Origin of the sequence: Paucilactobacillus nenjiangensis (assembly GCF_005405445.1) — a bacterium.
Lineage (GTDB): Bacteria > Bacillota > Bacilli > Lactobacillales > Lactobacillaceae > Paucilactobacillus > Paucilactobacillus nenjiangensis.
The window spans coordinates 1-19622 of the sequence record NZ_BJEB01000012.1; the positions used below are offsets into that span (position 1 = coordinate 1).

A 19622-nucleotide genomic window follows, 5' to 3' on the forward strand; every position below is an offset into this window, starting at 1 on the left:
ATCTAACAAAATTAGCGGGAATTTTAACCAAAGCAACCGCTAATTTTTCACATAAACAATTATCAAATATAAAAAAAACAAAAAACCGACCAAAAATTCTATTAATTATAGAATTCTTGGTCGATTTTTCTATAGCTGGTTAGTTTTTTCCCAGCCACTTTTTAATTACTTTTTATTTTTCTTTGGAAAGGGTTTGTTCTCTAAATCTGTTCTAACAACTAAGACGTCACAGATGGCATTCCTAGTAACGAATTCAGTAACTGATCCAATCAATAGTCTTTCAACCGCATTCAAACCAGTTGCACCAATCATGATTAAATCGGCTTTCATTTCGGTTGGAATGTCTTTCGCGATGATGGTTTTTGGAGCACCATATTCAATAGTGTAACTGACATTTTGTAGACCCGCAGCTTTGGCATCTTCAATATATTTATCCAATGTCTTTTTAGCGGTTTCAGTTACTTGTTCAACCATTGAAGTATCAAAACTTGAGATATTTTGGAAAGCTCTGGTATCCACGACGTGTACTAGTCGTAACTCTGTACCTTCACCGTTTCTCATTGCGACTGCAACAGCCTTTTGGAAAGCCAATTCGGCTTCCTTTGAACCATCAACTGGGACTAAAATACGTTCGTATTGTTGTAACATATGCCATTCCCCCTTATTTATCTATATATTCATTGTAGTTGAACAATAGCGAAAAGGCAAAGAAAACGTTATTATTTTTTATACAAAAATCTGGTCATTGTCATTAACATGAAAGTTCCAGAAAAACTGCCAATAGTGAGAATGATAATTGTCCAGACTTCGTTACCAGTAATTGCCACGGCAACGCAGCCAATAGCAACTAATAAAAATTCGGCCCCCCAAAAGGTCATCATTGTTTTGAGCCCTGGTTGTTGAGTTGGATCAAAGTACATGAATTGCTTATTTCTATGACTTAATAGATAACTTCCTAGAAAAAGTAAGATTAATGCGAAAATAATTGTCAGTATGGCAATCAATGTTCAGCCTCCAAAATAAAAAGTCCGAGAACGTCTCGGACTCAGTTTAATTTCTCAATAAAAGGAACTCTAATGGTGCCGTTAACTGTTCGTCAGTGATGACCCTGTATTAATGACAGGTGGGACATGGCAATTAAATCTCTAACTACCAAAAGATAAGGCATGTTATCCAAATAATTTAGCACTAGTCCCAATGTAGTGAGACTGTAAGGCAAAACTGTAAATGAACAACGCGTACACCTGAGAATTCCTTAACTTATTCTAACATGGTGACCAGAGCAGCGCAAATAATTACTGGTTTTTACGTTGTGCATCTAATAGTTGGTGATATCGCTGGCCTAGCGATTGTTCAAAGGTTCCGTTTGCTTTTGGTTCATAGTATGTTGCGTTTTTAATTTTATCTGGTAGGTACTGTTGTTTAACCCAATCATTGGGAAAGTCATGAGGATACTGATAATCAACGCCATGCCCCAATTTATCAGCACCTTTGTAGTGTGCGTCTTTGAGGTGTGCTGGGACATCGCCAAAATTACCACTTCTGATCTGAGCAATGGCCTTATCAATGGCCATCATTCCAGAATTTGATTTTGGTGATATACATAATTCGATTACAGCATCGGCTAGTGGAATTCGAGCTTCTGGAAACCCTAGCTTTTCGGCAGCCGTCACGGCTTCAATGGTTCTCGCTGCGGCAGGCAGGTTGGCCATGCCAATATCTTCGTATGCAATCACCATTAAGCGACGTGTGATAATTGGTAAGTCTCCAGACTCGATTAATCTTGCCAAATAGTGGAGGGCCGCATTGACGTCGCTACCACGAATTGATTTTTGCAATGCTGAAATTACATCGTAATGGGCATCGCCATTTTTGTCGGCGGATAGGGCCTTATGCTGAACGCTTTCTTCAATAATTGGTAAAGTTAGGGTGATTAACCCGTTTTTATCTGGTGTGGTAGATTTCGCGGCAAGTTCTAGGCCATTTAAAGAGCTACGTAAATCTCCATTTGTGGCACGAACCAATTGAAGTAAGGCGTTATCTTCCAATTTTATGTTCATGTTGCCAAGGCCATTTTCTTTATCGGTTAGAGCTCGTTGTACGGCCAGTTCCATTTCATCTTCGGACAGTGGAAATACTTGGAAGATTTGAGTTCGACTGCGAATGGCAGGGCTGATGGAAATATAAGGATTTTCAGTGGTAGCCCCGATGAGAATTATTTTGCCGCTTTCTAGATGTGGTAATAAGAAATCCTGTTTAGTTTTGTCTAAGCGATGGATTTCATCTAGGAGAAGAATTACGGTACCACTCATTTTGGCTTCTTCGGCTACAATTTGTAAATCTTTCTTTGAATCGGTAGCAGCATTTAACATTCGAAATGCATACTTTGTTGAGCCGGCAATGGCACTAGCGATACTGGTTTTTCCAGTACCAGGAGGACCATATAAGATCATTGACGATAGCATTTTGGCTGTTACCATTCGATTAATTATTTTGCCTTCACCAACTAAGTGTTGTTGACCGACAACTTCACTTAAATTGGTGGGACGCATACGATAAGCTAATGGCTGCACAGAATTTTACCTCTTTTATTTAAATAATTTTTTCCAAAATGATTGTTTGGGTGTATCCACGTCAGGTTCAGTGGCAACTGGATATTTGGATGTGATGTCAACAGGAGAGATGTGAATTGCCTGTTTGTTCGCAACTACAATCGCAAAGTTATCTGGCTCTGTTCGAAATTCAGGGTTAGTTTTCATCGTAAAATTAATCCCTGATTTAGAGGCAATCATGATATATGGATTAATTTTTTCTTGTGGTAAATTACCATTAATAAAAATGATTTGAACATAATCTTGTGCCAGTTCTTGGCTAAATTCATTGGTCCAATCACGTGAACTTAATTCTTTAACGGAGATTGTTAATCCCACTCGTTCACGGAAAGTACCCAGATATTTTCTCTGCTCATCTGGGTTGACCTTGGGAGTTCCATAAATTGCATTTTGCAGATGTTCATCTTCAGGAATCGGATTATTGCTTAACATAACTTATGCTCCTTTCATTTTTATCATATCTATTATACCATGATGTAAATTGATTAAATGAAACGAGTGATATTATGTATGATGAATCAGATTTTATTATTTTCGAAGATTTAACCTTACAAGGTAGACTAGGTAAAATTAGAGAATTTATTGATCCAAAATTTGAAAAAACTGGAGAACAATTACATGATTATTTTTCAAAGCAAGGTCTCCAAGTGTATCAACATGTCGCCAAGCATGCGAGAAGAACTGTAAATCCACCGGTCGATACTTGGATTGCTTTTGGCCCCAACAAACGTGGTTACAAAAAAGATCCTCATTTTGAACTGGGCTTTTGGGATGATCGAATGTTTTTGAAACTTTGCCTGTTGTCAGAATCCAAAGCAAATCCTTTTAATGCTAAATATTTGCAAGATTCAGAAGCCGCAATTCAGCAATTAAATGATAAATATGGAGTCAGTGGCGACCATACTACAAAAGGCATGCAACTGCTGGAGAATACAAGTAACTACATTGACAGATATTCCAAAGTTAAATCCGCTGAATTTATGGTTGGAATTGAATGGCCTCGTCATGACGGTTTCTTTAGTAATGAGGATCAATTTGATATCATTCAGGCTACAATCGCTGATTTGATTAATATTTATCAAATTTGGGTGATACGAGACTAATAGGGTAGAAAAAAAGCTGATTACATAAAATGTAATCAACTTTTTTAAAATCTAATGAATTATAGTTTGTTGTAATATTCAACGATTAATGATTCATCAATTTCTGCGTCCATATCTTGACGTTCTGGGATACGAACTAATGATCCTTCGAGCTTATCAGCATCGAATTCAACATATGAAGGGCGACCAACAACGGCTTCAACAGCAGCTGCAATGATTACCAAGTTCTTTGACTTTTCGCGTACACCAATTACTTGGCCTACGGTAACTTCGTATGAAGGAATATCAACACGTTTGCCATCAACGGTGATATGACCGTGATTAACAAGTTGACGAGCTTGACGACGAGTAGTTGCCAAACCTAAACGATAAACCATGTTGTCTAGACGACGCTCGAGTAAAGCCATAAAGTTAGTACCATGAGTACCTTCTTTGATTTTACCGGCGCGTACAAATAAGTTAGAGAATTGACGTTCAGTCATTCCGTATGTCAAACGCAACTTTTGCTTTTCTTGAAGTTGTAAGCCGTATTCTGACAATTTGCTACGACGATCACGACCGTGATCACCAGGAGCATAAGGACGACGAGCTAATTCTTTACCAGTACCTGAAAGTGAAACACCAAGACGACGAGAAAGACGCCAGCTTGGACCTGTATAACGAGACATATTGTAGTCCTCCAAATATTTTTTGGAGTAAAATAATCCGAACGTAAGCGCGATATTCGTGCAGATTGTTCTGCAGCGTTCACCTTTACAGCTTAGGTTACTTGCTGAACCATGATGGCATCAATCTGTTGACGAGCTTACCCGCATACTGCTGCACTATTTTACACAAACGCCAGTATACCTCAAAATGTAGTTGCTAGTCAATATGTTGTAATAAAACTTTGCCAAAATTAGCAAGTTCTTGTTCATCTGCTGCAGAAAAACGATCGAGTTTAGCTGAATCGATGTCTAAAACACCAATTGGTGATCCATCTTGGGTAAATAATGGAATAACAATTTCTGAATTTGAGTCACTGTCACAAGCGATGTGACCAGGAAATTCATGTACATTAGCCACGCGTTGAATCGATTGGGTTGCTAGTGCGGTCCCACAGACACCGGAACCGTTTTTGATATGCATACAGGCAACTTTTCCTTGGAAGGGTCCCAAATGCAATTCATTGTTATTGGCATCATAAAGGTAAAATCCGGCCCAATTAACGTCTGCTAATGTCTGAAATAGTAACGCAGAGGCGTTTGACATGTTAGAAATGGTATTAGTTTCTTCAAATAAAAGTGCATCTAATTGCTGATTCAGTAGTGATTCTGTCATAATTTATAACTCCTAATCAATTCTTAATAAAAACGTAGTGTACCATAAATTCGTCTATGTTATAATTTTAAGTAAAATGAATTTTAATAAATTTACTATTAAAATGCAAACTATACGTATCTATTTTTGAGGGTGGGGTAAATTACATGCTGCAAGTCTTAATTGGGTTAATTATTATCGCAGCAATTATCGTCGGTGGCTTATACATATTTCGGAAGACAACGACTAATCGCGTGAACGATATCAAAGCAAAAAAATACGGGTTAGTTGAACTCCATGTTGAGCAGGAATTGCAATCGGGTTTAAAGATGAGCTTAACTGGAGAGTCATTAGAAGAATTTAAACAATTACAAACTAGTTTTGATCAAATTAGAAATGAGCAATTTAAAGCAATTGACGAACTGGCTGATAATATTGCCCGTGAAATTAAGGGTATTAACGTTATTAAGACGCAAAGTGACGTTAAAATGTTGGACAATCTAGTTAATGTGGCCCAACACGATGTGACTCAAACACGTGAAACTCTAAATGATTTCAAAAAAATTGACCAAAAACATCGACAAGCTGTTTCTAAATTGGAAAAGAAATATCAAGAACTAAGAAAACAATTATTGTCACAAAACTTTAAGTTTGGTGACAGTATTGATAATTTGGAGGATGAACTCTCAAAATTAGAGGATGAATTTGATAAATTTAGTACGTTGACGACAAATGGCGATCACGCCTCGGCTAAAGAAATTCTTGCAACTTTGGAAGTTAACACTAATCATTTGGAGTCATTAATCAGTGTTATTCCTGGCCTGTACAAAAAGCTCCAGTCTGATTATGCAGACCAACTAGCAGAACTCAAAGCAGGTTATACTAAACTTGTTGGGGATGATTTCAACTTTAATGATGGCAATATTGAAACTCAAATTGCTAATGTGGAAACACAACGAGTGGCAGTACTGGGTAAGTTGGCAGATCTCGATGTCGATGCAGTTACGAAAGCTGACGAAACGATTGAACGCCAAATTGATCATTTGTATGAGTTGATGCAAACAGAAATTGACGCACGCCCACAGGTGACTGAAATTATGCCACAAGTGTCCAAGTTTATTATTCATGCTCAAAATCAAAATCATGAATTGATGTTGGAACTAGACCGATTGGGTCAAAACTACACGTTAGATCATGGGGAGTTAGAGACTGCCAGAGGATTGGGTGAACAAATCCGCCAACTGGAAAAGGACTATCAAAATGATTTGAATGCAATTGAAGCTAAACAAGCCGTTGATAGTGACATTTTAGCTAGACAACAAGAAGCTTTGGTTCAGTTGGAGCAAATTGAAAAACAACAAACTGAAATTAACGACAGTGTTTCTGGACTACAAAACGATGAACGCCGTGCAAAGGAAACTTTACGACAATTTGCTATTGATATTCATGGCATCAAACGACATATTGAAGGCCTTAATCTACCCGGTCTACCAAAAGCATATTTGGAATATTTCTTTGTTGTCAGTGATGAAATTAAGAAATTAGACTCTGATATTAATAAAATTAAAATTAATATGGAAGATATTACTAAGCAATTATTGATTGTTCAATCTGACTTAGAAACGTTGGAAGAACAAACCAATGACATTAAAGATAGTGCACAGCTAGCAGAAAGACTACTTCAATATGCAAATCGCTTACGTGAAAATAACGCCGAAGTTGAAGCTGCCGTGCAAAAGGCACAGAAATTGTTTGATGAAGATTACGATTATTCAGCTAGTCTTGAAACAATCGCTACGGTGCTTGATAAGGTTGAACCTGGATCTTATAAGCGCTTAGAAGATAATTATTACGGTAAATAACTCAATCTAAGCTATGACAAATTAGTTAGTTGTCATAGCTTTTTTGTTCACATTTTTTGAGATTAACGGTTTCGATGGTTATTTGAAACGCAATTTAAAATGAAAATAAATAATTTCTAAGATAAATATCTATTAAATGATTAAAAATTCTGATATACTATTTCTGTTTTGGATGGAGTCGAATCAGCGCCTAATAGTCTATCCCTGTTAAGCGCACATCCTGCACGGCTGGTACTCATTTGTATGACAGAGTGTTTAACCGAAGAAGGAAGAAATAATGATCTATTTTGATAATAGTGCAACGACACAAGCTCTCCCAGAAGTTGTGTCAACATATGCAAAGGTAAGCGAACAAGTGTGGGGTAATCCATCTAGTTTGCATAAGTTTGGGGAATCAGCCTGGAACTTGCTGGAACAATCCCGTGCGCAAATTGCCAAATTATTAGGGGCCAACCCTGGTGAAATATTGTTTACCAGTGGTGGAACTGAAGGCGACAATTTGGTCGTTAAAGGAACGGCATTTGAAAAACGAGAATTTGGTAAACATTTAATTACCACAACAATTGAACATCCAGCGATTCAAAACTCGATGGAACAATTGGAAGAACTAGGGTTTGATGTGACCTATTTACCAGTTGATGAGCACGGCAGAATTTCAGTTGAAGATTTAAAGGCAGCTATTCGCCCCGATACAATATTAGTTTCTGTGATGGCGGTCAATAATGAGATTGGTTCCGAACAACCATTAGTGGAAGTTGCTGATGTGCTCAAAGACTATCCAAAAATTCACTTTCATATTGATGCGGTACAAGGAATTGGTAAGGGACTGCAAGATGCAATTATGAATGATCGAGTTGATTTTGTGACTTTCTCTGGTCATAAATTCCATGCGCCAAGAGGAACCGGCTTTATATACGCGCGTGCTGGCAGAAAAATCGCTCCATTACTAACTGGTGGTGGTCAAGAGCGCAATTTGCGCAGCGGAACTGAAAATGTTCCTGCAATTGCTGCCATGGCCAAAGCTTTAAGATTACTGTTAGATCATGAACAAGAGGCTGTCGCACGAGAATTAACCATTAAACAAACGATATTGAATCATATTCAAGGACTGCGAAACATCACAATTTTTTCAGAGGACACGGCTAATTTTGCTCCGCATATTCTCTGCTTTGCCATTGAAGGTGTGCGAGGCGAAACGATTGTGCACGCGTTTGAAGAACAAGGAATTTATATTTCAACAACAAGTGCTTGTTCATCCAAAAAGCATCTGGCTTCAAGTACGCTGAAGGCAATGAACGTGGCTGATGATGTGGCAACTAGTGCTGTTCGTGTGAGTTTAGGTGACCAAAACACCTTGGCAGAAGCTGAGGAGTTTAACCGAGTATTTGATCAATTATATGCAGGCTTTGGAAAGATTATGGCTTAAAGGAGGTAACGGTGAATGCAGTATTCAGAAATTATGGTTCGTTATGGCGAATTATCGACGAAGGGGAAAAACCGACAAACTTTTATTGATCGGTTAGGTTCAAACGTGCGTAACGTGTTGCATGAATTTCCCGAAGTGAAAGTGCATGCTAATCGCGATCGGTTGCATGTTGATCTTAATGGTGCCAATAGCGATGAAGTGATGAATCGCTTAAAGCTAGTATTTGGAATTCAAAACTTTTCACCTTCAATTCAAGTCGAACGAACATTTGAAGCGACCGCTGAAATGGCCGTTAAAATGATTCAGGAACAACTGGGTGATGAACCTATGACATTTAAGGTTAATACCCGACGCTCAGATCATGAATTTGAAATTGACACGAATGAAATGAATATGCGCCTTGGTGGGTACTTATTAGAACAATTTGACCAACTATCAGTTGATGTTCACCATCCTGAATTAACTTTGAGAGTTGAAATCCGAAATAACGGAATTTTTCTTTCGAGTGAAACAATTCAAGGTATTGGTGGATTACCAGTTGGAACTGGTGGCAAGGGAATGCTAATGCTTTCTGGTGGGATTGATTCACCAGTTGCTGGCTTCCTGGGGATGAAACGTGGTGTCTCGATGGAAATGGTTCATTTCTTTAGTCCACCATATACTAGCCCACAAGCACTCGCTAAGGCCAAAGAATTAACGGGTAAGATGGCTCGGTACAGTGGTTCGATTAAATTTATTGAAGTTCCATTTACTGAGATTCAAGAAACCATTAAGGAAATTGTTCCAGAAGGTTATTTGATGACAGTGCAACGGCGAATGATGCTTCGTTTAACGCAAGCACTCACGTTGAAAAGACATGGGATGGCAATTTTTAACGGTGAATCTTTGGGTCAAGTTGCCTCACAAACAATGGAAAGTATGATGGCCATCAATGATGTGACCACTTTACCAATCTTACGTCCCGTAGTTTCATTAGATAAAAATGAAATCATCAAAATTGCTAAAGATATCGACACTTATGACTTATCTATTCTGCCATTTGAGGATTGTTGTACGATTTTTGCGCCACCAAGTCCAAAAACTCGTCCTAATCTTGAACGGACTAGAATTTACGAACAACGTTTAGATATTGATGGCCTAATGCAACGTTCTCTTGATGGAATCAAAATTTCAGAAGTTAAAGCTGGAGAAGAATTCCTTAACCAAGAAGCAGATGCATTCGCAGAATTACTCTAATCAAAGAAACTCTTAAATTTTATCAGTAAATTTAAGAGTTTTTTATCAGGATTTTACTTGCAAAAAAGCATTATTTGCGGTAATTTTATAGCAATTCAAGATATTGATACTAGTAACATATTAGAGGAGTGAACATAGTGGAAATCAAACGAAATGGTGTTGCTGAACAACTTGTAGGGAATCCACCAGAAGTCGGTGAAGAATTACCACATTTCAAGTTATATAATGCGGATAAACAAAAGGTTAAAACTCGTGATTTACTGGGAAAAGCGACTTTGATTAGTGTCGTACCAGATATTAATACGAGAGTATGTAGTTTACAAACGAAGAAATTTAATCAAACCATGGACCAATATCAAGATGTGCATTTTATAACAGTTTCCATGAATACATTACAAGAACAAGCTGCTTGGTGTGCGGCTGAAGGTGTTGAGAATATGGATATGATGTCCGATTCAGAACAATCTTTTGGCTACGAAATGAAACTATTAGTACCAACAGCAGGCGTCTTAGCTCGATCAATTTATTTAGTTAATGCCGAGGGCGTGATTGTTTATCGTCAAATTGTCGAAGAACAAACCGATGAGCCTAATTATTTGGCAGCAATTAATGCAATGAAGAAATTGCTTTAAGCTATTGACGTCGCAACTATTTTTGACTATGATATTTATCAATAAGCATCGAACAAGAAAGTAAGTGGTCGGGTCGTGTTCAGAAAAAAGGCAATACGATGAGATGTCTTTCACCCCAACTACTGAAGGTAACTTGTGAGCTGATATTCTGAACGTCAGTAAGAATATCCGGAGCATTCCGTTAACATGATAAAGAGGGGGATTTTTCCCCAATTTAGGTGGTACCGCGAGAAATTCGTCCTATTCCAAGGACGGGTTTCTTTTTTTGTAGATGTAAAAAAGAGAGGAGCTCCAACTTTATGACAAAAGAAACTGAAATGTCGACCAAATATGATCCCAAATCAGTTGAAGCTGGTCGTTATGAACAATGGATCAGCCAAGGCTTATTTAAACCAAATGAAGATAAAAATGCACACAAATATTCAATCGTTATTCCGCCTCCCAATGTTACTGGAAAGCTTCATTTAGGCCATGCATGGGATACAACTCTACAAGATATGATTATTCGTCAAAAGCGGATGCAAGGGTTTGATACTCTCTGGTTGCCAGGAATGGACCATGCTGGAATTGCCACACAAGCTAAAGTTGAAGCACGACTTCGTGAACAAGGAATTTCTCGCTATGATTTAGGTCGTGAAAAGTTTGTTCAACAAGTTTGGGACTGGAAAGATGAATATGCTGAAATTATTCACCAACAATGGGCCAAACTTGGCTTGTCATTAGACTATGACCGTGAACGCTTTACGTTAGATGAAGGACTTAACAAAGCCGTTCGCAAGGTCTTTGTTGATTTATATAACAAGGATTTAATTTATCGTGGCGAATATATTATTAACTGGGACCCACAAGCCCGGACAGCTTTATCTGATATTGAAGTTATTCATCAAGATGATGAAGGGGCATTTTACCATGTTAAGTACCCATTCACTGACGGAACGACTTTTAATGGCAAAGATTACATTGAAATTGCGACTACGCGTCCAGAAACTATGTTTGGGGATGTGGCAATTGCTGTCCACCCAAGTGATGAACGCTATAAGGATTTAGTTGGTAAAAAAGTGATTGTTCCGCTTGTTAACCGTGAAGCTGAAATTATAGCCGACGAATATGTTACTCCAGAGTTTGGAACAGGGATGGTTAAAATTACGCCTGCTCATGACCCTAATGATTTTAAAGTGGGTAATCGACACAATTTGGAACGTATCAATACCATGAACGAAGATGCCACGATGAATGCCAACGCCGGTAAGTATGAAGGCATGGATCGCTTTGAAGCTCGGAAAGCAATCGTCAAAGATCTTGAAGACGGTGGATTTATGTTGAGTATTGATCCAATTGTCCATTCGGTTGGCCATTCTGAACGGACTGGGGTTCAAGTTGAAGCACGTTTGTCAACGCAATGGTTTGTTAAGATGGAACCCTTGGCTAAAGCCTCTTTGGATGGCCAAGATGGTGATGATCGTGTTGACTTTGTGCCACCACGTTTCGAAAATACTTTTTCAAGTTGGATGGAAAATATTCACGACTGGGTAATTTCACGTCAATTGTGGTGGGGACATCAAATTCCCGCTTGGTATCATAAACAAACTGGTGAAGTCTACGTTGGCATGGAAGCTCCTGCTGATCCTGAAAACTGGGAACAAGAAACAGATGTTTTGGATACCTGGTTCTCTAGTGCACTCTGGCCATTTTCAACAATGGGTTGGCCTGATACAGATAGCGAAGACTTCAAACGCTATTTCCCCACAGACACCCTAGTTACGGGCTATGATATTATTTTCTTCTGGGTAGCTCGTATGATGTTCCAAAGTAAAGAATTTACTGGACGTCGACCATTTAAAAACGTCTTAATCCATGGCTTAATTCGTGACGAACAAGGTCGTAAGATGAGTAAATCACTTGGAAATGGAATCGACCCAATGGACGTAATTGAAAAGTATGGTGCTGATGCGCTTCGTTGGTTCTTATCTACCGGTTCAACACCAGGCCAAGACGTACGTTTTAGCTATACTAAAATGGATGCCGCTTGGAACTTTATCAACAAGATTTGGAACGCAAGTCGCTATGTTATTATGAATTTGGGCGAGATGGATGTGCCAACCTTGCCAGCTGAATCTGAATGGGACTTAGCGGATCAATTTATTTTAAATCAATTAAATACCACGATTGCTGAAACGACTCGCCTCTTTGATAAGTTTGAATTCGGTGAAGCTGGACGAATTTTGTATAACTTTATTTGGAACGATTTCTGTGATTGGTATATTGAAATGTCCAAAGAAAAATTAAATGGTGGGGATGAACAACAAAAAGCCAATACGCGTAATATTTTAGCTTACGTATTGGATCAAACGTTGAAATTAATGCACCCAATTATGCCGTTTGTGACTGAAAATCTATGGTTGAGTATGCCACACGTTGGCGAATCCCTTGTCAATGCTCCCTATCCTGAAGTAAATGCTAAATTTGAGAATACTCAGGCATCTGAACAAATGAATCATCTGATTGATTTGATCAAAGCAGTCCGTAACATTCGTAATGAAGCCGGAGCACCAATGTCTAGTCCAGTTGATTTGTTGATTAAAGTCGACTCCAAAGATTTAGGTACAGTGTTTGAAAATAACAAAGAATATATCGAACGTTTTTGCCATCCATCAGCCTTAGAGATTGGGACAGATATTGAAGCACCTAAATTGGCGTTAAGCGCAATTATTACCGGTGCTGAAGTATACATTCCAATGGCTGAATTGGTTGATTTAGACGAAGAAAAGGCTAAGCTTGCTAAAGAAATTGATAGTTTAGCTAAAGAAGTTCAACGTTCCGAGAAAAAGCTGGGAAATGAACGATTTGTAGCCAACGCTCCAGAAGCTGTTGTTGCAGAAGAACGTGCTAAACAGACTGAATGGGAACAAAAGCTACAAGCCGCAAAAGATCGACTTTTGAGTCTTGAAAATGCTTAATAATCAATTTAGATTGTTAATGTTACAGAAATAAAATAGAATGGCCGTGAGACAAATTTAATTTTGGCCGCGGCCATTTTTAGGAAGTTAAATATGATAAAGAACTACGAAGAAGCATTGTCGTTTATTCACGGTAGACAGAAATTTAAAAAAATACCAATCCTTGATCGGATGAGTCGTTTGATGGCACAACTGGGGAACCCACAAGATAGTTTAAAGATGGTTCATGTGACTGGGACTAATGGTAAGGGGTCAACAGTTGCCTATTTGACGTCGATTTTATTAGAACAAGGATTATCAGTGGGAACTTTCACTTCACCATTTATTACTCGTTTTAATGAGCGGGTTAGTTTGAATCGAAATCCAATCAGTAACGAAGCATTACTGAAAATTGTACAAGAGATTGAACCAATAATTTTGGACATGGATCAAGCGGATATTGATGGTGGACCAACTGAATTTGAAATTGTCACTGCCTTAATGTTTATGTATTTTGGACAAATTCAACCGGATATAGTGATTGTTGAAGTTGGCATTGGTGGCACCTATGATTCAACCAATATCATTTTGCCAATCTTGTCGATTATCACCACAGTTGGTATGGATCATATGCAAATCCTAGGTGATACATTGAGTGAAATAGCTGACCAGAAAGCAGGTATCATCAAGCCAAAAATTCCAGTGGTTTTAGGTAATGTTCCTGATGAAGCGAGATTGGTAATTGAGACGGTAGCAAATAAATCTCAGTCAGAACTAAGTGAATGGCAAAAAGATTACCAAGTAGTAACTAACAAACGAACTTCAATTTATCCACAGTATACTTTTCGCTCAGGGCGGATAAAGATGCAGCTTGAGCTATCGATGGTGGGAGAATTTCAAATTCAAAATTCTGCTATTGCAATTCAGTCGTTTTTAAAGTTAAGTCAAGTTTTAACAATGGTGCCTAGTATCAAGAGTATGAAAAAAGCAATTAAGGAAACCCGTTGGCCGGGTAGAATGGAACTCATCAATGAGCAACCGGCAATTTTTATTGATGGTGCACATAATGTTCCAGCTATCGATGCATTGATTACCACCATTGAAACCGATTTTTCTCAACAGCAGGTGTATTTGATTGTGGCAATTTTGGCGGATAAACAGGCAAAAAAAATGGTGGATAAATTATTAAGATTGCCAAATGTCAAAGTGATTTTAACGTCCTTTGCGGCACCGTATAAGCAACGTCCATCAATTGATACAACTGATATTAGTGAACATTCGACGAAGTTTGACACGGTAGATTCGTGGCAAGATGGATTAGTCAAAGTGACACAGGAAATGTCATCCGATGATATTCTTATTTTTACCGGATCATTATATTTTATTTCAGAAGTTCGAAATTATTTTCACTAATTTTGGCATTTTTCATCGTACTTAATAAGTGAGGTGAATATGAAATGATTATGAGTGAATTAACGGACCAAGAATTACTAATCAAATTTTTTTCAAATAGTGAGCAAAATAGAGTAGGGGAACTGGCAAGTAATTTTTGGCGTACCTTCCCGACTCTAACTGACTTTAAGATTGCCAAACGTCAATCTAAAACGGATTTAATTGAATCCGACACGCAGTATCAGCAGCTTTTAGTGGGGATTGAACTTGGACAGCGAATTGCTCATCAATCCAGACCGGTAATTGGTAAAATATATTCTAGTCAGCAAATTGGTCTTGAGTTGGTGGAACAATTGCGTGATGACGTTCAAGAATGCTTAGTGTTGTTTTGTTTAGACGTCAAACATCAAATCGTTGCTCAACAAGTTGTTTTTAAAGGGACCTTAAGTTCATGCCCGGTGCATCCGCGAGAAATTTTTGCCTTAGCATTAGAGCATCGCGCTGAGAGTATTTTAGTGGCTCACAACCACCCTAGTGGGAGCGTGGAGCCATCTCAGAATGATATTTTGTTTAGTAAACGGTTGGATCAGTGCGGTGATTTAATGGGTGTGGAACTACTGGATAGTTTTATTATTGGCGATGGTGATTATTTAAGTTTACGTGAAGCTGATTTATTTGATTAGATACCTTTGATTGGCTCAACAGCAATGGTTTATCCTATCCTTTTGGAAATCTTAACTTTTTATCTTTTGGAATGCGAGTGTTTCAAGTCTTACACTATGGTATAATGTTTTAGATAATTTGAAATTAAAATGTTTAAATGACGAAGGGAAGAAACAGCGTGCTTGGAATTGGAACGAAAAATATTGGAATAGATTTAGGTACTGCAAACACCATTGTCTACATGGAAGGCAAGGGTATTGTTTTGCGTGAACCTTCAGTCGTAGCCAAAAATACAAAAACTGATGATGTAGTTGCCGTTGGGCAAGAAGCCCGCGAAATGATTGGCCGTACTCCTGGTAGTATCCAGGCCATCCGTCCATTGAAAGATGGCGTAATCGCTGATTATGATACAACCATTTCGATGTTGAAATATTACATTGATAAGGTGATTGGCAAAAATGGTGGCAAGCCATTTGTAATGGTTTGTGTTCCCAGTGGAGTTACTGAAGTTGAAAAACGTGCAGTAATCGATGCCACACGCGTTGCAGGTGCCAGAGATGCTTATGTCATCGAAGAACCCTTTGCAGCAGCTGTTGGGGCCGGGTTACCTGTTATGGATCCAACTGGTAGTATGGTGGTGGATATTGGTGGTGGAACTACTGACGTTGCCACAATTTCCCTTGGTGGAATTGTTTCAAGTCGTTCAATTAGAATGGCTGGAGACAAAATGAATGATGCGATTATGTCGTACATTCGTCAAAATAAAAATCTTTTAATCGGTGAACGAACAGCCGAACAACTTAAATGGGATATTGGTTCTGCTTCAGTCGAAGCTGCTAATGATTTGGGCGTGACTGACGTTAGAGGACGTGACTTAGTTACAGGTTTGCCAAAGACTATTGAAGTTTCAGCAGTCGATGTAGCAACGGCACTTCAGGATGTTGTTTCTGAAATCATCGTTGCAATCAAAGAAACTTTGGAAGAAACTTCACCAGAAATTTCTTCTGATGTAATTGATCATGGAATTGTGTTAACTGGTGGTGGTGCTTTGTTGAAGAGCCTTCCCGAAGTCATAGCTGAAGAAACGAAAGTACCCGTATTTATTGCGAATGAACCGCTTGATTGTGTTGCTATTGGTACAGGCGAATCATTAAAGAGTATTGATGTTTTGAAAAAATAAATATTCGTTGAAGCGTAAAGCATCACGAGATATTTGGGCGGGGTTGGTACAAAACTAATGTTTTGTCCAATGCCGTCATTTTTATTTAAAAGTGGAGGATTAAAATGCAAAAATTTTTTTCAAATCGAAGATTAGTTGTTATCTTCGTTTTGCTGATACTTTGCTTTGGCTTAATGGCTGGTTCGGTTGCTTTACGAAATAAGAAATCGACGCCAACGTTAATTCAACAGTTTGGTAATGACATTGTTGGCTTCACTAATAATGTTGTCTCTTATCCAATCAGTGGGGTTAAATCCGGACTTAATTCGGTATCAGAACTGATGAATTCGTACTCAGAAAATAAAACCTTAAAAAAGCAAGTGAGTGAATTAGCACAGGTGAAGGTACGAGATCAAACCTTAGCCGATGAAAATTCTCAATTGAAAAAAGAATTGAAATTGCAAAAATCATTGACTGATTATTCCACTGTCACTGCAGCGGTCATCTCAAGAACACCTTCATCATGGCAAAGCCAAATTGTCATCAGCAAAGGACAAACCGATGGGATTCGCAAGAATATGCCTGTTTTATCTCAATCAGGTTTGATTGGGCGTGTCTCTGAAGTGAATAAGACCAATAGTAAAGTCGAGCTGCTCAGTGACTCAAATGAATCATCAAACCGATTTGCAATTCAGATTAAAACTAGTACTGGGGATGTTGTAAATGGCATCATCACAGGCTATAAAAAATCAACTGGTCAATTAATCATGGGTCAAGTGACATCAGATGCTGATATTAAGAAAAATGACAAAATTACCACTAGCGGAATGGGTGGCGTGACTCCTAAGGGACTATACGTAGGTAAAGTTGCCAAAGTTGGTAAAGATGATTACGGACTAGCCAAGAAAATATATATTACTCCTGCTACAGACTACAACGACCTTAGCGTTGTTTCCGTTGCTGAAATTGATTAGTAAAGGGGCCGGATATGTATAGATTATCTAGAATGAGGTTCATTTTTCCAATAGTGCTACTCTTAGCTTTCTTCTTAGATGGCTCGTTAAGCAGCGTGTTTAGTAGCTTTTTATTCAGCTACCCATATTCGATGGTTAGCCATTTGGTCATCTTGTGGATTGTTTTAGGGGTTATCCAAGAGGGCCGCAACACGAGAGTGATTCCTTTTACTTTCTTTGCAGCGGTGATTGGATTTCTGTTTGATACTTATTATGCTGGTATTTTAGGACTATTCGTCTTTTTATTTCCACTAATTGTCTGGGTGACCAGAATGTTATCGAAAAACTTTTCACCTACATTTTTCAATTCAATCATGATTTTTTTCATAGATATTGCATTATTAGAGTTGCTTAATTACATTGCCTATTCAATTATTGGCATTGCGAGTGCCAGCTTTGCAGATTTTGTTTTGTATACTTTAGCACCCACGTTAGCGTTAAATTTAATTTATTTTGTCGTATTCTATGTGCCAATTTCAGCGGTTTATGAGAAATATGCCAGATTACGTTCATAAAATCTTAATTTAATGATTGACATAAATTGAGTTGCATATTAACATTAGAGACAATAATTAAATGACATTGAACAGAAAAGTAAATTAGTTATTTTGCATAGAAAGTCCCTAATTGATGGAATTGGGATCAAATAATTAGTTGAAACACATCTGTGAGTTGATTTTCTGAAATAAGTAAGAAAATCCGGGTAGCCCGTTACAGCATAAGTTTAATCATTAAACTTAATGAGACTAGACTTGCGAAAGTCTAGTAATGCTGAGGTGGAACCGCGGATACGCCCTCGTAGTCAAATTGACTATGAGGGCATTTTTTATTTTAATGATTAAACTTGCTGAGGTAGGTATCGTAAGGTATTTACAAATAGGGGTGGAACCACGGTTGAAGCGTCCTCTTGAGTTAGTTGAATAACTAACTTGAGAGGATCTTTTTTGTTTAATTACCAATATTTAGGAGGATGGCACATGTCAATACACTATGTTTCAGAAATTTTACCATCATTATTCCAAGGTGCAGGGTTAACTTTGCAATTATTCTTTTGGACTTTAATTGGTTCATTACCCCTTGGATTAATTGTCAGTTTAGGATTGAATTCCAAAATCAAACCAATTAAATGGGTCTTAGACATTTATGTATGGTTGATGCGTGGAACGCCATTATTGTTACAATTGATTTTCGTTTTTTATGGTTTGCCTTTAATTGGAGTTGTGTTTGAACGTTATGACGCTGCAATTTTTGCTTTCATTTTAAACTATGGCGCTTACTTTGCGGAAATTTTCCGTGGTGGTCTTCAATCAATCGACCAAGGTCAATATGAAGGTGCTAAAGTACTACGTTTGAGTTATTGGCAAACAATTCGCAAAATTGTTATCCCACAGGTTTTCAGAATTGTTTTACCATCAGTCGGTAATGAAGTCATTAACTTAGTTAAAGATTCATCATTGGTTTACGTTATCGGATTAGGTGATTTATTAAGAGCTGGTAATATTGCAACTTCCAGAGATGTTTCACTAGTACCATTGCTACTCGTCGGAGTGATTTACCTACTCATGATTGCAGTGCTCACGTATATCTTACGCAAAGTCGAACAACGATATTCATATAAATAACAGGAGGTAAACCTATGTTAGAAGTTAAAAATTTAAAAAAGAGTTTTGGTTCACGGGTCATTTTAGATGATGTCAATGTTACAGTTAAAGACCATGAAATTTTGAGCATTGTAGGGCCTTCTGGTGCTGGGAAGACAACATTGCTACGTTGCATTGCAGGACTTGAAACAGCTGATTCTGGAGAATTCCTGATTGACGGCGTTCCGTTTGACCCAGCAGCCAGTGACACTTCAGAAAGTGTAATTGGAGTTGTATTTCAAGATTTCAATCTGTTTCCACATTTAACGGTGTTTGACAACATAATGTTAGCTCCAACGATGGTATTGAAAAAGACTAAGGACGAAGCTAAGTCAGAAGCAGAACAACTACTGAATGATTTGGGCTTAAATGACAAAGGTGATTTATATCCACATCAATTATCGGGTGGACAAAAACAACGGGTCGCCTTAGCTCGAGCTTTAGCTATGCATCCTAAAATCTTATGTTACGACGAACCAACATCTGCCTTGGACCCCAATTTGAGACGTGAAGTCGAGAAATTAATATTAGGATTAAAAGAAGAAGGGATGACTCAACTAGTCGTCACTCATGATATGGATTTTGCCAAAGTAATTGCAGATGATATTTTGGAAGTTAATTCGTTAGATCAAGCAAATCAAAAATAACT

19 protein-coding genes and 2 other annotated features are annotated in these 19622 nt (G+C 38.1%); of the genes, 13 read left to right on the forward strand and 6 right to left on the reverse strand.

Translation table 11 applies throughout. The features are described from left to right. Positions 1 to 165 precede the first annotated feature (165 nt). The 4 genes from FFM59_RS02910 to FFM59_RS02925 all read right to left on the reverse strand — a co-directional run bounded on the left by FFM59_RS02910 (position 166) and on the right by FFM59_RS02925 (position 3044). Positions 166 to 648 (reverse strand): universal stress protein, encoded by a 483-nt coding sequence (locus FFM59_RS02910; protein ID WP_137601565.1) that lies wholly within the window; start codon positions 646 to 648, stop codon positions 166 to 168. A 71-nt stretch (positions 649 to 719) separates the two neighbouring features. Continuing rightward, complete coding sequence (locus FFM59_RS02915) at positions 720 to 1004, reverse strand: hypothetical protein (protein WP_137601566.1); 285 nt, start codon at positions 1002 to 1004, stop codon at positions 720 to 722. 291 nt (positions 1005 to 1295) lie between these two features. Beyond that, the gene (locus FFM59_RS02920; protein WP_137601598.1) at positions 1296 to 2552 is read right to left on the reverse strand and encodes a replication-associated recombination protein A; all 1257 of its coding nucleotides are present in this window, start codon (positions 2550 to 2552) and stop codon (positions 1296 to 1298) included. A 36-nt stretch (positions 2553 to 2588) separates the two neighbouring features. Beyond that, complete coding sequence (locus tag FFM59_RS02925) at positions 2589 to 3044, reverse strand: YueI family protein (protein ID WP_137601567.1); 456 nt, start codon at positions 3042 to 3044, stop codon at positions 2589 to 2591. Between the two features lie 74 nt (positions 3045 to 3118). Between FFM59_RS02925 and FFM59_RS02930 the strand changes: the two genes are divergently transcribed. Further along, entirely contained in the window at positions 3119 to 3715 is a 597-nt protein-coding gene (locus tag FFM59_RS02930) for a DUF1054 family protein (protein ID WP_137601568.1), read from the forward strand. A 59-nt stretch (positions 3716 to 3774) separates the two neighbouring features. On the opposite strand, the gene rpsD is transcribed toward FFM59_RS02930, so the two are convergent. Further along, complete coding sequence (gene rpsD / locus FFM59_RS02935; protein WP_137601569.1) at positions 3775 to 4383, reverse strand: 30S ribosomal protein S4; 609 nt, start codon at positions 4381 to 4383, stop codon at positions 3775 to 3777. 196 nt (positions 4384 to 4579) lie between these two features. Then, positions 4580 to 5035, reverse strand: coding sequence for a free L-methionine (R)-S-oxide reductase MsrC (msrC, locus tag FFM59_RS02940; protein WP_137601570.1), 456 nt, complete (start codon positions 5033 to 5035; stop codon positions 4580 to 4582). Positions 5036 to 5181: 146 nt separating this feature from the next. Here msrC and ezrA point away from each other — a divergent pair, with 146 nt between their 5' ends. The 12 genes from ezrA (at position 5182) to FFM59_RS03000 (ending at position 19620) form a co-directional block, all read left to right on the forward strand. Continuing rightward, positions 5182 to 6876, forward strand: a complete 1695-nt coding sequence (gene ezrA, locus FFM59_RS02945) for a septation ring formation regulator EzrA (protein WP_137601571.1) — start codon at positions 5182 to 5184, stop codon at positions 6874 to 6876. Positions 6877 to 7153: 277 nt separating this feature from the next. Next, on the forward strand, positions 7154 to 8302 hold the full coding sequence (locus FFM59_RS02950) for a cysteine desulfurase family protein (protein WP_137601572.1): 1149 nt from the start codon (positions 7154 to 7156) through the stop codon (positions 8300 to 8302). Positions 8303 to 8317: 15 nt separating this feature from the next. Next, complete coding sequence (thiI, locus tag FFM59_RS02955; RefSeq protein ID WP_137601573.1) at positions 8318 to 9538, forward strand: tRNA uracil 4-sulfurtransferase ThiI; 1221 nt, start codon at positions 8318 to 8320, stop codon at positions 9536 to 9538. A 137-nt stretch (positions 9539 to 9675) separates the two neighbouring features. Further along, positions 9676 to 10170: a peroxiredoxin gene (locus FFM59_RS02960; RefSeq protein ID WP_137601574.1), complete on the forward strand. Its 495-nt coding sequence runs from the start codon at positions 9676 to 9678 to the stop codon at positions 10168 to 10170. A 39-nt stretch (positions 10171 to 10209) separates the two neighbouring features. After that, positions 10210 to 10416, forward strand: a binding site (T-box leader). Between the two features lie 53 nt (positions 10417 to 10469). Beyond that, a complete protein-coding gene (locus tag FFM59_RS02965) occupies positions 10470 to 13127 on the forward strand; it encodes a valine--tRNA ligase (RefSeq protein WP_137601575.1) in 2658 nt (885 codons plus the stop codon). A 93-nt stretch (positions 13128 to 13220) separates the two neighbouring features. Continuing rightward, entirely contained in the window at positions 13221 to 14519 is a 1299-nt protein-coding gene (locus FFM59_RS02970) for a bifunctional folylpolyglutamate synthase/dihydrofolate synthase (protein ID WP_137601576.1), read from the forward strand. 44 nt (positions 14520 to 14563) lie between these two features. Continuing rightward, the gene (radC, locus tag FFM59_RS02975; protein ID WP_137601577.1) at positions 14564 to 15181 is read left to right on the forward strand and encodes a RadC family protein; all 618 of its coding nucleotides are present in this window, start codon (positions 14564 to 14566) and stop codon (positions 15179 to 15181) included. Positions 15182 to 15339: 158 nt separating this feature from the next. After that, the gene (locus FFM59_RS02980) at positions 15340 to 16341 is read left to right on the forward strand and encodes a rod shape-determining protein (protein WP_137601599.1); all 1002 of its coding nucleotides are present in this window, start codon (positions 15340 to 15342) and stop codon (positions 16339 to 16341) included. 104 nt (positions 16342 to 16445) lie between these two features. Beyond that, positions 16446 to 17294: a rod shape-determining protein MreC gene (mreC, locus tag FFM59_RS02985; RefSeq protein ID WP_137601578.1), complete on the forward strand. Its 849-nt coding sequence runs from the start codon at positions 16446 to 16448 to the stop codon at positions 17292 to 17294. A 14-nt stretch (positions 17295 to 17308) separates the two neighbouring features. Then, positions 17309 to 17848, forward strand: coding sequence for a rod shape-determining protein MreD (mreD, locus tag FFM59_RS02990; protein WP_137601579.1), 540 nt, complete (start codon positions 17309 to 17311; stop codon positions 17846 to 17848). A 58-nt stretch (positions 17849 to 17906) separates the two neighbouring features. Beyond that, positions 17907 to 18134 (forward strand) — a binding site (T-box leader). A 176-nt stretch (positions 18135 to 18310) separates the two neighbouring features. After that, positions 18311 to 18955, forward strand: a complete 645-nt coding sequence (locus FFM59_RS02995; RefSeq protein WP_137601580.1) for an amino acid ABC transporter permease — start codon at positions 18311 to 18313, stop codon at positions 18953 to 18955. Between the two features lie 14 nt (positions 18956 to 18969). Beyond that, positions 18970 to 19620: an amino acid ABC transporter ATP-binding protein gene (locus FFM59_RS03000; RefSeq protein ID WP_137601581.1), complete on the forward strand. Its 651-nt coding sequence runs from the start codon at positions 18970 to 18972 to the stop codon at positions 19618 to 19620. The last annotated feature ends 2 nt before the right edge of the window (positions 19621 to 19622 follow it).

Coding starts and splice junctions, on each gene's coding strand:
- FFM59_RS02910 (WP_137601565.1), bottom strand. CDS start 648: ATGTTACAACAATACGAACGTATTTTAGTCCCAGTTGATGGTTCAAAG.
- FFM59_RS02920 (WP_137601598.1), bottom strand. CDS start 2,552: ATGCGTCCCACCAATTTAAGTGAAGTTGTCGGTCAACAACACTTAGTT.
- FFM59_RS02925 (WP_137601567.1), bottom strand. CDS start 3,044: ATGTTAAGCAATAATCCGATTCCTGAAGATGAACATCTGCAAAATGCA.
- FFM59_RS02930 (WP_137601568.1), top strand. CDS start 3,119: ATGTATGATGAATCAGATTTTATTATTTTCGAAGATTTAACCTTACAA.
- rpsD (WP_137601569.1), bottom strand. CDS start 4,383: ATGTCTCGTTATACAGGTCCAAGCTGGCGTCTTTCTCGTCGTCTTGGT.
- msrC (WP_137601570.1), bottom strand. CDS start 5,035: ATGACAGAATCACTACTGAATCAGCAATTAGATGCACTTTTATTTGAA.
- ezrA (WP_137601571.1), top strand. CDS start 5,182: ATGCTGCAAGTCTTAATTGGGTTAATTATTATCGCAGCAATTATCGTC.
- FFM59_RS02950 (WP_137601572.1), top strand. CDS start 7,154: ATGATCTATTTTGATAATAGTGCAACGACACAAGCTCTCCCAGAAGTT.
- thiI (WP_137601573.1), top strand. CDS start 8,318: ATGCAGTATTCAGAAATTATGGTTCGTTATGGCGAATTATCGACGAAG.
- FFM59_RS02965 (WP_137601575.1), top strand. CDS start 10,470: ATGACAAAAGAAACTGAAATGTCGACCAAATATGATCCCAAATCAGTT.
- FFM59_RS02970 (WP_137601576.1), top strand. CDS start 13,221: ATGATAAAGAACTACGAAGAAGCATTGTCGTTTATTCACGGTAGACAG.
- radC (WP_137601577.1), top strand. CDS start 14,564: ATGATTATGAGTGAATTAACGGACCAAGAATTACTAATCAAATTTTTT.
- mreC (WP_137601578.1), top strand. CDS start 16,446: ATGCAAAAATTTTTTTCAAATCGAAGATTAGTTGTTATCTTCGTTTTG.
- mreD (WP_137601579.1), top strand. CDS start 17,309: ATGTATAGATTATCTAGAATGAGGTTCATTTTTCCAATAGTGCTACTC.
- FFM59_RS02995 (WP_137601580.1), top strand. CDS start 18,311: ATGTCAATACACTATGTTTCAGAAATTTTACCATCATTATTCCAAGGT.
- FFM59_RS03000 (WP_137601581.1), top strand. CDS start 18,970: ATGTTAGAAGTTAAAAATTTAAAAAAGAGTTTTGGTTCACGGGTCATT.